The sequence below is a fragment of the Streptomyces sp. NPDC041108 genome (assembly GCF_055592645.1).
On the sequence record NZ_JBVIYK010000010.1, the window covers coordinates 84,604 to 96,834 of the forward strand.

Sequence of the window (12,231 nt, forward strand, 5' to 3'; positions counted from 1 at the left end):
GTTGTGTGGGGAGTTGGGTTTTTTGTGAGTGGTGGGTTGTTGGTAGGGGGGGCGTGGGGTGGCGCGGTTCTCGCTTCCCTCCCCAACACCACCCCCCCCCCCCCGCCGCGCTGTTTCTACGTCGACAGGGCCGCCGTCACTGAGGGGTCGATGTTTCACGTGAAACATCGACGCTTCCGGCTCGCCGTTGCTCAGTCATGCCGAAGCGGACCATGGCGGCAGCGATCAGCCCGTAGGCCACGGCTACGACGATCACCAGAGCGGCCGAGCGGCCGTCCGGCGGGAGCATCAGGGCCGCAACGGCGGCGGCACCGACGAAGGCGACGTTGAACAGGACGTCGTAGAGGGAGAAGATCCGCCCCCGGTAGCCGTCCTCGACGGAGGACTGCACGATCGTGTCCGTGGCGATCTTCGCTCCCTGGGTGACCAGACCCAGAACGAACGCCGCGATCAACAGCGGCACCTGCGCGAAGGGCAGACTGAGGGGCGGGGTAAGCAGGCCCGCGGCAACGGAGCAGCCGACGATCCAGCGGCTCGGCCCCAGCCTTCCGGCAGCCCAGGGCGTGATCACCGCCGCGGTGAAGAATCCCGCTCCCGAGATCCCCACGGCAAGACCCAGTAGGGCCAGGCCCTCCTCGGAGCCGGACGCGTCGGAACTGCCGGAGGGCCAGGCGTACCGGCAGAGCATGAGCACCATGACCGTCAGGGCGCCGTAGCAGAAGCGCATCAGCGTCATCGACGCCAGTGCCCAGGCTGCCGCCCGCCGCCCGGGCTCGGCGAGATGCCGCACGCCCGCTGCCAGGCCGCGTGCGGTCCCGGCGAGCGCGGCACGCAGCTGAAGCTGCACCGACTCCGGCTCCGGGCCCAGCAGGTCGCGGGCGATACGCAGTGAGGCGAGGGCCGCACACAGGTAGAGGGCCGAGCCGAGCAGCACCACCGCCGCGTCGGAGTCCGAGCCCACGAGCCGGACGACGAAGGCGAGCCCGCCGCCGGCGGTCGCGGCCAGCGTTCCGGCTGTCGGGGAGAGCGAGTTGGCGACCACCAGGCGGTCGGCGTCCACCACTCGGGGCAACGCGGCGGAGAGCCCCGCCAGCACGAAACGATTGACCGCGGTGACACACAGGGCGGAGACGTAGAAGAGCCAGTCGGGCACATGGCTCAGGATCAGGACGGCCGTCACGGACGCCAGCAGGGCACGCAGCAGGTTTCCGTACAGCAGTACCTGGCGACGCCGCCAGCGATCCAACAGCACGCCCGCGAAGGGGCCGACGAGGGAGTACGGAAGGAGCAGGATCGCCATGGCGGAGGCGATGGCGGCCGCTGACGTCTGCTTCTCGGGAGAGAAGACCACGTAGGTGGCGAGAGCGACCTGGAAGACGCCGTCGGCTCCCTGGGACAGCAGACGGACGGCCAGCAGACGCCGGAAGTCGCGGAGGCGGAGCAGGAGGCGCAGGTCGCGCACGACGGACATGGGGCCCAACCTCACCTATAGGGGAGGGCCCCCGGGGACGCGCCCCGGAGACCCTCAACAGCCCACTACGAACGCTTGGGTCAGCGCTCGACCTCGCCCTTGATGAACTTCTCGACGTTCTCGCGGGCCTCGTCGTCGAAGTACTGCACCGGCGGGGACTTCATGAAGTACGAGGACGCCGAAAGGATCGGGCCCCCGATGCCGCGGTCCTTGGCGATCTTCGCGGCACGCACGGCGTCGATGATGACGCCGGCGGAGTTCGGGGAGTCCCAGACCTCGAGCTTGTACTCCAGGTTCAGCGGGACGTCTCCGAACGCGCGGCCCTCGAGGCGGACGTACGCCCACTTGCGGTCGTCGAGCCAGGCGACGTAGTCGGACGGACCGATGTGGACGTTCTTCTCGCCGAGCTCCCGGTCAGGGATCTGCGAGGTGACGGCCTGGGTCTTGGAGATCTTCTTGGACTCCAGACGCTCACGCTCGAGCATGTTCTTGAAGTCCATGTTGCCGCCGACGTTCAGCTGCATCGTGCGGTCCAGGACAACACCCCGGTCCTCGAACAGCTTCGCCATGACGCGGTGCGTGATGGTGGCACCCACCTGCGACTTGATGTCGTCACCGACGATCGGGACGCCCGCCTCGACGAACTTGTCCGCCCACTCCTTGGTACCGGCGATGAAGACCGGAAGGGCGTTGACGAAGGCGACCTTGGCGTCGATGGCGCACTGGGCGTAGAACTTCGCCGCGGCCTCGGAACCGACGGGCAGGTAGCAGACGAGAACGTCGACCTGCTTGTCCTTCAGTACCTGGACCACGTCCACCGGGGCCTCGGCCGACTCCTCGATGGTCTCGCGGTAGTACTTGCCGAGACCGTCGAGGGTGTGGCCGCGCTGCACGGTCACACCGGTGGCGGGCACGTCACAGATCTTGATCGTGTTGTTCTCGGAGGCGCCGATGGCGTCCGCGAGGTCGAGACCGACCTTCTTGGCGTCGACATCGAAGGCGGCGACGAACTCCACGTCACGGACGTGATAGTCGCCGAACTGGACGTGCATGAGGCCCGGGACCTTCGACGCCGGGTCGGCGTCCTTGTAGTACTCGACTCCCTGCACCAGCGACGCGGCGCAGTTGCCCACACCGACGACGGCTACGCGAACCGAACCCATTCCGGCTGCTCCCTGTGTGTACGAGTGAGGTCCTGGCAGGGACCTCACGTGGTGGTGTCGCCGGGCGCATCCGGCCCGGGGAGATCCCCGGGCCGGGGCAGGGCGCCCGGCGCTCCCTCTGTGGTGTCGCGAGCGGGCTCTGCGTCACCGGGACCCTTCAGGTCCCGGCCTGCCCGCTCGCTCTCGATGAGCTCGTTCAGCCAGCGCACTTCGCGCTCCACGGACTCCATCCCGTGGCGCTGGAGCTCGAGCGTGTAGTCGTCGAGGCGTTCTCGGGTGCGCGCCAGCGAGGCCCGCATCTTCTCCAACCGTTCCTCCAAACGGCTGCGACGGCCCTCCAGGACGCGCATACGCACATCACGGGAGGTCTGCCCGAAGAACGCGAAGCGAGCAGCGAAGTGCTCGTCCTCGTAGGCATCGGGACCCGTCTGCGAGAGCAGCTCCTCGAAGTGCTCCTTACCTTCCGCCGTCAACCGGTAGACGATTTTGGCGCGGCGGCCCGTCAGCGGGGCGGCGGCAGCATCTTCCGGGGTACCACCCGGTTCCTCGATCAACCAGCCGTTCGCGACCAGCGTCTTGAGGCAGGGGTACAGGGTCCCGTAGCTGAACGCACGGAACACACCCAACGACGTGTTGAGTCGTTTGCGCAGCTCGTAGCCGTGCATCGGGGCTTCGCGGAGCAGACCGAGGACGGCGAACTCGAGTATCCCGGAGCGCCGGCTCATCGTCGCCTCCCCTCTCCCGCTTGCCCCGTCGACACGTTTTATGCCGAGCTGATGTATCGACTCGATACATCCAGACGATAGAACGCCCCTACGGATGCGACAAGTGGGGATTCGGTGAACGGGGTCACATCACCGATTAGTAGGAAGCAAGTTGCCTGATTTGGGGTGAAGTTCGGTCCTCAGTGGGTTTTGGCGGTGCGTAGTCTGTGCGGCATGCACATCACCGGGAGCCGAGTGACGTTTGAGCACGTCGCCGTCCTGGGTGCGGTACGGATGAATGCCAGCACGACCGCATCCGTACTTCGGGGGGACCGGAAACCAGCCGCCGTTTCCAGGCGCGCACGGGTGCGCCTGCCCGAGGAGTAGTCGTTCGATGAGCGAGCACCGTCGCAAACCGCCGCAGCCGCAGGGAGGCGGACGTGCCGCGGCCCGACGCGGCCAGTCGGCGTCCGCCGGCCGCCGCGCGGCACCGCGGGGCGCCACCGGGTCACTTTCCGAGACCTATGGCTCGGGAGGTGAGGAGACCCAGTACGAGGGCCGTGCCGCCACGCGTCGGGCGTCGCAGAGAAGCGCCGACAGCGGCGTCGGCGCGAGCCGTCGCAGAGCCGCCGAGCCCGCGGGGCGCGGACCAGGACGCGGCCGTGGGCGCGCGGCTCCGCCCGGCAAGAAGCGCTTCATCGATTACCCGCGTGCCGGCACGTACGGAGTGATGCGCTGGGTGCCGTCGTGGCGTCAGGTGACCGGGTTGCTCATCGGCTTCTTCGGCAGTCTGGTGGCGGCGGCCGGCATCGGATACGCGGTCGTGGCGGTGCCCAACCCTGCCCAGGCCGCGACGGCGCAGAACAACGTCTACTACTGGTCGGACGGCTCGCAGATGGTCGCGACGGGTGGCGAGGTCAACCGCCAGATCATCGCGTACGAGAAGATCCCCAAGGCGATGCGCTACGCCGTCATGTCGGCCGAGAACAAGACGTTCGAGACCGACAGTGGCGTCGACCCGATGGGTATCGCGCGAGCCGTCGTCAACATGGCCAAGGGCGGTCAGACGCAGGGTGGCTCGACCATCACCCAGCAGTACGTGAAGAACGCCATGCTCGACGACCAGTCGCAGACCCTGTCGCGGAAGGTCAAGGAACTCTTCATCTCGGTCAAGGTGGGAACCTCGGTCGAGAAGGAAGAGATCATGTCGGGGTACCTGAACACCGCGTACTACGGTCGCGGTGCGTACGGCATCCAGGCGGCCGCCCGCACGTACTTCGGCAAGGACGCCGCGAAGCTCAACCCGAGCCAGTGCGCCTTCCTGGCCGCTGTCCTCAAGGGCGCGACGTACTACGACCCGGCCGGCGCGCCGTCGATCGACCCGGAGGCCTCACCGGAGAACAACCGCAAGCGGGCCACGGACCGCTGGCGCTGGATCCTCACCGAAATGGTCAAGGACAAGCACCTGCCCGCGGCCGAGCTGGCCAAGTACCCCGACTTCCCCAAGATTCAGAGTCCTCGGTCCAACGCGCAGCTGGGCGGTCAGATCGGCTACCTCGTCGACACCGCCAAGGGCTACATCCTCAACAACACGGACATCACCCAGAAGCAGCTGGAGCAGGGCGGCTACGAGATCCACACGACCTTCGACAGGAAGAAGGTCAAGGAACTCGAGAAGGCCGTGGTGAAGGTCCGCAAGGAGAACATCAAGCCCGGCCAGCGCCCGAAGACCGACACGCATGTGCAGTTCGGCGGCGCGTCCGTGAATCCGAAGTCGGGTGCCATCGAGGCGATCTACGGTGGTGAGGACGCCACCAAGCACTTCACCAACAACGCCGACGTCACCGGTGCGCAGGTCGGTTCGACGTTCAAGACGTACGTGCTCGCGGCAGCCATGACCTGGGGCAAGCGCGATCCCGACCTCGACGGGGACCAAGCGCAGGACGAACGCACCATCGTCTCGCCGAAGAGCCTGTACAGCGGCAAGAACAACCTCAAGATCAAGGACTACGACGGGCAGGTCTGGACCAACGAGAAGGGTGAGGAGTGGCTGCAGGCCAACGACGATGACGCGTCGTACGGCAGTGCGCCGAAGTACCAGATCGACCTCCGTGAGGCGATGCGGGTCTCCGCGAACTCGGCCTTCGTGCAGCTGGGCATGGACGTCGGTCTGGATCGAGTGAAGGAGGCCGCCGTCGCGGCAGGCCTCAAGGAGGGCAGCCTGACCGGCACCAGCTTCCCGTCCTTCTCGATCGGCATCTCCGATCCCAGTGCGATCCGTATGGCGGGCTCCTACGCGACCTTCGCCGCCAGCGGCAAGCAGAACGACCCGTTCTCCGTGAAGACGGTGGAGCACGAGGGTCTGACCATGTTCGACCACGACGACATCGCCGAACCCAAGCGGGCCTTCACGGCGGAGGTCGCCGACAACGTCACCGACGTGCTCAAGACCGTCGTCGAGGAGGGAACCGGTACGTCGGCCCGGCTCACCGGCCGTGAGGTGGCGGGCAAGACCGGTACCACCGACGGCAACAAGTCGGCCTGGTTCGTCGGCTACACCCCGCAGTTGTCGACCGCGATCAGCATGTACCGCATGGACGACGACGAGTCCAACAAGAACCGGAAGTTCCTGGAGATGTACGGCACGGGTGGTCAGGAGACGATCCACGGTGCCTCGTTCCCGGCCGAGATCTGGCACGACTACATGGAGGACGCCCTCGAGGGGCAGCCGGCTGTGGACTTCCCGGAACCCCAGCCGATCGGTGTGATCGTGAACGACGACCCGGACCCGACTCCGACCCCGACGCCGAGCGAGTCGGAGGAGGAGATCCCCGAGCCGAGCCCGACGCCCTCCGAGAGCGAGCCCACGCCGTCACCGACGCCCAGCGAGATCTGCGACAACCCGTTCGACCCCACCTGTGAGGACCCGGGTGGTACGGACGCGGGTGGTACGGACGTCGGGGGAACCGATGGCGGGGCGACGGCGACACCGTCGGAGTCGGAGGACGATACGAGAGGCAATCAGAACGGGGGAGGACTCTTCGGAGGCCCCAACGGGTAGCTCCTCGCCCGGCAGAAGGTGTTTCACGTGAAACAAGGGCCACCGCACCGATCAGGTGCGGTGGCCCTTGAGCGTCCCTGGGGTTCCGGAGAGCGTCAGGGGCTGTGTTTCACGTGAAACATCCGCCCTGGCCCGCGACGGGATGCGGCGGCCTTGGGCGGATTCCCAGACAGGTACGGCAGGATGTGCGGCATGCCCAGTGCAGAGACGACGCGAGTGAGCGTGGACGAGCCGGAGCCCGTACGGCCGACCAAGGAGGACGAGGTCGCCGCGACCGGCAGTGAGCTGATCGGCGGCCCGATCGGGCGGCGGGCGCTGCTCGGCACGTCCTGGTGGACGCCGGTACGAGTCGTCGCGCTCGTGGCGATCGGCATGTTCGCGCTGGGCATGGTGCAGAAGCTGCCCTGCTACGACGGCGCCTGGTTCTTCGGGGCCAGCTCCCAGTACACGCATGCCTGCTACTCGGACATCCCGCACCTCTACCAGGGGCGTGGCTTCGCCGACGGGCTCGTGCCGTACTTCGACAAGATCCCCGGCGACATGGAGTACCTCGAGTACCCGGTGCTGACGGGTGTGTTCATGGAGGTCGCTGCCTGGCTCACTCCCGGTAGCGGCACCATTCAGGACCAAGAGCAGTGGTACTGGATGGTCAATGCCGGGATGCTGATGGCGTGCGCGGCCGTCATCGCCGTCTGCTGCGCACGCATCCACCGTCGGCGCCCCTGGGACGGCCTCCTGATGGCGCTGGCGCCCGCCTTCGCTCTGACTGCCACCATCAACTGGGATCTGCTCGCCGTAGCCATGCTGGCCGCCGCCACGCTGATGTGGTCGCGTGGTCGGCCTCTCGCCTTCGGCGTGCTTCTCGGACTCGCCACGGCTGCCAAGTTCTATCCGTTCCTGCTGCTCGGACCGCTCTTCGTGCTGTGCTGGCGGGCGGGCAAGTGGCGTGGGTTCGTGACCGCGCTGCTCGGTGCCGTCGGGGCCTGGCTCGCGGTCAACCTGCCGGTGATGCTCCTGGCCCCCGACGGATGGGCGAAGTTCTACCGCTTCAGTCAGGAACGCGGCGTCGACTTCGGCTCCTTCTTCCTGGTCATCTCGCAGCGGCTGAACATTCAGATCACGGCCGAGACGGCGAACGCGTACGCGATGGTCTCGATGGTGCTCGTCTGCGGAGGTATCGCCGTGCTCGCGCTGACCGCGCCGCGCCGCCCGCGCTTCGCGCAGCTCGCCTTCCTGATCGTCGCGGCCTTCATCCTCACCAACAAGGTCTACTCACCGCAGTACGTGCTCTGGCTGGTCCCCCTCGCCGCGCTGGCGCGGCCCCGCTGGCGGGACTTCCTCATCTGGCAGGCGTGCGAAGTGGCGTATTTCCTGGGCATCTGGATGTACCTCGCCTACACGACCAGTGGAGACGCCCACAAGGGCCTGCCTGCCGAGGGTTACCACCTCGCGATCATGGCCCATCTGCTGGGGACGCTGTTCCTGTGCGTCATCGTCGTCCGGGACATCCTCATGCCCGATCGAGACCCGGTGCGCCGGGCGGGTGACGACGATCCCTCCGGAGGAGTGCTCGACGGCGCGGAGGACGTTCACGTGTACGGTGCGGCGGCCCGCCCTCCGCGGCACGCGATGCACTTCGAAGGACCCCCGGTGGACTGGGGCAACCGCGACCAAGAGGGCAGTTCGCTCTGAGCGAACAGAGTGTGAGCGGGTAGCGCGGAGGGCCGTACACGAGGTGTCGTGTACGGCCCTCCGCGTGATGCTGGGGGCGATCCGTTCGGCGATTCGTTCGCCCAGCTCTCGAGAGGCAGGGCCCTCAGCGGTCGACCGACCGGTCGAACTGCGTGGTGGTGTGCCGTAGATGGGCCACCAGTTCCTCGCCGACCTTCGGCTCCGGGGCGTCCGACGGGACGAAGAGGATCGACACCTGCATGTGCGGCGGTTCGGCGAACCAGCGCTGCTTGCCGGCCCAGACGAACGGAGAAAGGTTCCGGTTGACCGTGGCGAGCCCCGCCCGGGCCACTCCCTTGGCACGCGGCATGACACCGTGCAGCGCCTTCGGCGCCTCCAGACCCACGCCGTGCGATGTACCGCCCGCCACCACCACCAGGAAGCCGTCGGAGGCGGCCTTCTGCTGCCGGTAACCGAAGCGGTCGCCCTTGGCGACGCGGGTGACGTCCAGCACCGCCCCGCGGTACTCGGTCGCCTCGTGGTCGCCCAGCCACAGCCGCGTGCCGATGCGGGCCCGGAAACGGGTCTGCGGGAACTGCTGCTGCAGACGGATGAGGTCCTCGGACTTGAGGTGGCTCACGAACATGGTGTGCAGCGGCAGGCGGGCCGCGCGCAGGCGGTCCATCCAGCCGATGACCTCCTCGACGGCGTCAGAGCCGTCTGTGCGGTCCAGCGGCAGGTGGATGGCGAAGCCCTCCAGGCGCACGTTCTCTATGGCCGCGTGGAGCTGGGACAGCTCCTGCTCGCTCACTCCGTGCCGCTTCATCGAGGACATGACCTCGATGACGACACGGGCGCCCACAAGGCCGTACACGCCGTCGACCGACGACACGGAGCGGATGACGCGGTCGGGCAGGGGAACGGGCTCCTCAGCGCGGCGGTAGGGCGTCAGCACCAGCAGGTCGCCGCTGAACCAGTCCTTGATCCGGGCCGCCTCGTACGTGGTGCCGACGGCGAGGATGTCCGACCCGAGGCGTGTGGCCTCTTCCGCCAGCTTCTCGTGACCGAAGCCGTAGCCGTTGCCCTTGCAGACGGGCACGAGTCCCGGGAACTGCTCCTGAACATGCTTGTGGTGTGCCCGCCAGCGCGCGGTGTCGACGTACAGCGTGAGCGCCATGGACGGTCCCGGAACCTTTCTGGTGGCTGCGGTGTATCAGAGGTATGGAAACAAAAACGGGGGCGTCAGCGGCGCGACATGTAGATGTCGAGCGCCTTGTGGAGCAGCTTGTTCAGCGGGAAGTCCCATTCGCCGAGGTACTCGGCGGCCTGTCCGCCCGTGCCCACCTTGAACTGGATCAGGCCGAACAGGTGATCCGTCTCGTCCAGCGAGTCGGAGATGCCGCGCAGGTCGTAGACGGTCGCTCCGAGCGCGTAGGAGTCGCGCAGCATGCGCCACTGCATCGCGTTCGAGGGCCGGACCTCACGGCCGATGTTGTCCGAGGCGCCGTAGGAGTACCAGACGTGTCCGCCGACGACCAGCATGGTGGCGGCGGACAGGTTCACGCCGTTGTGGCGGGCGAAGTAGAGCCGCATGCGGTTGGGGTCCTCGGTGTTGAGGGCCGTCCACATGCGCTGGAAGTACGACAGCGGGCGCGGCCGGAAACGGTCGCGCAGGGCCGTGATCTCGTACAGCCGCTGCCACTCCTCCAGATCCTGGTAACCGCCCTGGACGACCTCGACGCCGGCCTTCTCGGCCTTCTTGATGTTGCGGCGCCACAGCTGGTTGAAGTTCTTGTGGACCTCTTCCAGGGAGCGGTTGGCCAGTGGCACCTGGTAGACGTAGCGGGGTTGCACGTCACCGAAGCCGGCCCCGCCGTCCTCGCCCTGCTGCCAGCCCATACGACGCAGTTTGTCGGCGACCTCGAAGGCCCGCGGCTCGATGAAGTCGGCCTCGATGTCGCGCAGGCGCTTTACATCGGGGTTCTGGATACCCGCCTTGATGGAGGTGGCCTCCCAGCGCCGGATGATCACCGGCGGGCCCATCTTCACCGAGAAGGCGCCCTGCTGCTTCAGATGGGCGAGCATCGGCTCCAGCCAGTCGGTGAGGTTCGGAGCGAACCAGTTGATGACCGGGCCCTCGGGCAGGTAGGCGAGGTAGCGCTTGATCTTGGGAAGCTGGCGGTACAGCACCAGGCCGGCCCCGACCATCTCACCGGTCCTGTCGTCGAACCACCCGAGGTTCTCGGAGCGCCACTCGGCCTTCACGTCGGCCCAGGCCGGGACCTGCATGTGGCTAGCCGAGGGCAGGCTCTGGATGTATGCCAGATGCTGCTCACGGCTGATCGTCCTCAGGGTCAGGCTCATTCAGGGCGCTCCTCGGGCTGGTGTGTCCCCATGGGTACAGGGGCTCCGGCTCTCGCGCCGAAGCCTACTGCGCCCTGCGGGCGCCTCGAATGGCCGTATGGAACCTGGGGCCCGGCCGGTACGCGGCCGGGACGCCAGGCGGTGTTATTCGGCCGCTTGGTCCGATGTAAGGCGGCGGACAGCAAGGAACACGGCGCGCCGCCCGAGCGGCCGGGTGTGCGAAGTCAGCCGATCACTCCACCGAAGAGGCCTCCATGGGCCATACCGAGGAAGAAACCGACCGCCGAGGCACCGAGACCCACGATCAGGCCGAAGCGCTCACGGGTCGTCTCCGAGATGAACTGCCCGTACGCGCCGGTCAGAATGCCCACCAGCCCCGTCCAGGAGCTGAGCAGGTGCAGATGGTGGAACATCGCCGTGATGAAGGAGACCGCCCCGAGTACGAGCGTCACGGCCAGCAGGGTGTCCTGCACGGGATGAGGCTTGTCGTCGGTGGCGAACAGGGAGCCGGCGATGGTGGGTCGCAATGTCTGTGCCATAGGGCACCTCCTGCGGAAGGCGGCGCATCGTAGCGCCATACACACCCGATGTGTACAGATTGACGGTCACCGCCCCCCAATTTCAACCGGAAGCGGGGGTGCAGGTAGTCTGTACCGTCTGCACCGGTGTCTGCCCAGACCATGACAGAGCTTCCCGCGGGAAGTTCGATTGTCAGTGGTGGCCGATACCGTTGCGTACGCATCACAACCCTCCTGCCACGGAACGACCGTGGCCGCTGAGTCCGAAGGAGGTGGGTTCCACATGCGTCACTACGAGGTGATGGTCATCCTCGACCCCGATCTGGAGGAGCGCGCTGTCGCCCCCCTGATCGAGAACTTCCTCTCCGTCGTCCGTGAGGGCAACGGAAAGGTCGAGAAGGTCGACACCTGGGGCCGTCGTCGTCTCTCGTACGAGATCAAGAAGAAGCCTGAGGGCATCTACTCGGTCATCGACCTGCAGGCCGAGCCTGCGGTCGTCAAGGAGCTCGACCGCCAGATGAACCTGAACGAGTCGGTCCTCCGGACCAAGGTCCTCCGCCCCGAGACCCACTGAGCTTCCGCTCAGTCGATCCCGGGATTCGAGTAGCAGCACAAGCAGCCAGCAGCAAACCCGCCGAGAGGTACCCCCATGGCAGGCGAGACCGTCATCACGGTCGTCGGCAATCTTGTCGATGACCCCGAGCTGCGCTTCACCCCTTCCGGTGCGGCGGTCGCGAAGTTCCGTGTCGCGTCCACCCCCCGCACCTTCGACCGTCAGACCAACGAGTGGAAGGACGGCGAGAGCCTGTTCCTGACCTGCTCGGTCTGGCGTCAGGCGGCGGAGAACGTCGCCGAGTCGCTCCAGCGAGGCATGCGCGTCATCGTGCAGGGCCGGCTGAAGCAGCGGTCCTACGAGGACCGTGAGGGCGTCAAGCGCACGGTCTACGAGCTGGACGTCGAGGAAGTCGGCGCCAGCCTTCGCAGTGCCACGGCCAAGGTCACCAAGACCGCCGGCGGCGGCCGCGGTGGCCAGGGTGGTTACGGCGGTGGCGGCGGTAACGGCGGCGGCCAAGGTGGCGGCGGCTGGGGCGGAGGCTCCGGCGGCGGTCAGCAGGGCGGCGGTGCTCCCGCCGACGACCCGTGGGCCAGCGGCGCACCCGCCGGTGGCAACCAGGGCGGCGGTGGCGGCGGCTGGGGCGGTAGCTCCGGCGGCGGTGGCGGCTACTCGGACGAGCCCCCCTTCTAAGGCCTCCCGGGTCGGATCACCGGCCTTGGAGGG

At 67.4% G+C, this 12,231-nt stretch carries 10 protein-coding genes; 4 read left to right on the forward strand and 6 right to left on the reverse strand.

Annotated elements, in window-relative coordinates:
• Window positions 1–136: 136 nt before the first annotated feature.
• The 3 genes from ACZ6BB_RS26720 to ACZ6BB_RS26730 all read right to left on the reverse strand — a co-directional run bounded on the left by ACZ6BB_RS26720 (window position 137) and on the right by ACZ6BB_RS26730 (window position 3,359).
• The gene (locus ACZ6BB_RS26720; RefSeq protein WP_471617701.1) at window positions 137–1,471 is read right to left on the reverse strand and encodes an MFS transporter; all 1,335 of its coding nucleotides are present in this window, start codon (window positions 1,469–1,471) and stop codon (window positions 137–139) included.
• 80 nt (window positions 1,472–1,551) lie between these two features.
• Window positions 1,552–2,634 (reverse strand): inositol-3-phosphate synthase, encoded by a 1,083-nt coding sequence (locus tag ACZ6BB_RS26725; RefSeq protein ID WP_471617702.1) that lies wholly within the window; start codon window positions 2,632–2,634, stop codon window positions 1,552–1,554.
• Window positions 2,635–2,678: 44 nt separating this feature from the next.
• Window positions 2,679–3,359 carry a PadR family transcriptional regulator gene (locus ACZ6BB_RS26730; RefSeq protein WP_471617703.1) on the reverse strand — a complete coding sequence of 227 codons (681 nt, stop codon included), beginning with the start codon at window positions 3,357–3,359 and terminating at the stop codon, window positions 2,679–2,681.
• Window positions 3,360–3,732: 373 nt separating this feature from the next.
• Between ACZ6BB_RS26730 and ACZ6BB_RS26735 the strand changes: the two genes are divergently transcribed.
• Window positions 3,733–6,399 carry a transglycosylase domain-containing protein gene (locus ACZ6BB_RS26735; protein ID WP_471617704.1) on the forward strand — a complete coding sequence of 889 codons (2,667 nt, stop codon included), beginning with the start codon at window positions 3,733–3,735 and terminating at the stop codon, window positions 6,397–6,399.
• Between the two features lie 183 nt (window positions 6,400–6,582).
• Window positions 6,583–8,091 (forward strand): glycosyltransferase family 87 protein, encoded by a 1,509-nt coding sequence (locus ACZ6BB_RS26740; protein ID WP_471617705.1) that lies wholly within the window; start codon window positions 6,583–6,585, stop codon window positions 8,089–8,091.
• Between the two features lie 124 nt (window positions 8,092–8,215).
• Here the strand turns inward: ACZ6BB_RS26740 and ACZ6BB_RS26745 are convergent, their stop codons facing one another.
• The 3 genes from ACZ6BB_RS26745 to ACZ6BB_RS26755 form a co-directional block, all read right to left on the reverse strand.
• Window positions 8,216–9,247, reverse strand: coding sequence for an alanine racemase (locus ACZ6BB_RS26745; protein ID WP_471617706.1), 1,032 nt, complete (start codon window positions 9,245–9,247; stop codon window positions 8,216–8,218).
• Window positions 9,248–9,312: 65 nt separating this feature from the next.
• Window positions 9,313–10,434: a peptidoglycan bridge formation glycyltransferase FemX gene (femX, locus tag ACZ6BB_RS26750; RefSeq protein WP_471617707.1), complete on the reverse strand. Its 1,122-nt coding sequence runs from the start codon at window positions 10,432–10,434 to the stop codon at window positions 9,313–9,315.
• A 224-nt stretch (window positions 10,435–10,658) separates the two neighbouring features.
• The gene (locus ACZ6BB_RS26755) at window positions 10,659–10,973 is read right to left on the reverse strand and encodes a hypothetical protein (protein ID WP_471617708.1); all 315 of its coding nucleotides are present in this window, start codon (window positions 10,971–10,973) and stop codon (window positions 10,659–10,661) included.
• Window positions 10,974–11,235: 262 nt separating this feature from the next.
• Between ACZ6BB_RS26755 and rpsF the strand changes: the two genes are divergently transcribed.
• On the forward strand, window positions 11,236–11,526 hold the full coding sequence (gene rpsF, locus ACZ6BB_RS26760; RefSeq protein WP_005482942.1) for a 30S ribosomal protein S6: 291 nt from the start codon (window positions 11,236–11,238) through the stop codon (window positions 11,524–11,526).
• A 75-nt stretch (window positions 11,527–11,601) separates the two neighbouring features.
• The gene (locus ACZ6BB_RS26765) at window positions 11,602–12,198 is read left to right on the forward strand and encodes a single-stranded DNA-binding protein (RefSeq protein WP_037726038.1); all 597 of its coding nucleotides are present in this window, start codon (window positions 11,602–11,604) and stop codon (window positions 12,196–12,198) included.
• Window positions 12,199–12,231: the final 33 nt, after the last annotated feature.

Coding starts and splice junctions, on each gene's coding strand:
- ACZ6BB_RS26730 (WP_471617703.1), bottom strand. CDS start 3,359: ATGAGCCGGCGCTCCGGGATACTCGAGTTCGCCGTCCTCGGTCTGCTC.
- ACZ6BB_RS26725 (WP_471617702.1), bottom strand. CDS start 2,634: ATGGGTTCGGTTCGCGTAGCCGTCGTCGGTGTGGGCAACTGCGCCGCG.
- ACZ6BB_RS26720 (WP_471617701.1), bottom strand. CDS start 1,471: ATGTCCGTCGTGCGCGACCTGCGCCTCCTGCTCCGCCTCCGCGACTTC.
- rpsF (WP_005482942.1), top strand. CDS start 11,236: ATGCGTCACTACGAGGTGATGGTCATCCTCGACCCCGATCTGGAGGAG.
- ACZ6BB_RS26765 (WP_037726038.1), top strand. CDS start 11,602: ATGGCAGGCGAGACCGTCATCACGGTCGTCGGCAATCTTGTCGATGAC.
- ACZ6BB_RS26755 (WP_471617708.1), bottom strand. CDS start 10,973: ATGGCACAGACATTGCGACCCACCATCGCCGGCTCCCTGTTCGCCACC.
- femX (WP_471617707.1), bottom strand. CDS start 10,434: ATGAGCCTGACCCTGAGGACGATCAGCCGTGAGCAGCATCTGGCATAC.
- ACZ6BB_RS26735 (WP_471617704.1), top strand. CDS start 3,733: ATGAGCGAGCACCGTCGCAAACCGCCGCAGCCGCAGGGAGGCGGACGT.
- ACZ6BB_RS26740 (WP_471617705.1), top strand. CDS start 6,583: ATGTGCGGCATGCCCAGTGCAGAGACGACGCGAGTGAGCGTGGACGAG.
- ACZ6BB_RS26745 (WP_471617706.1), bottom strand. CDS start 9,247: ATGGCGCTCACGCTGTACGTCGACACCGCGCGCTGGCGGGCACACCAC.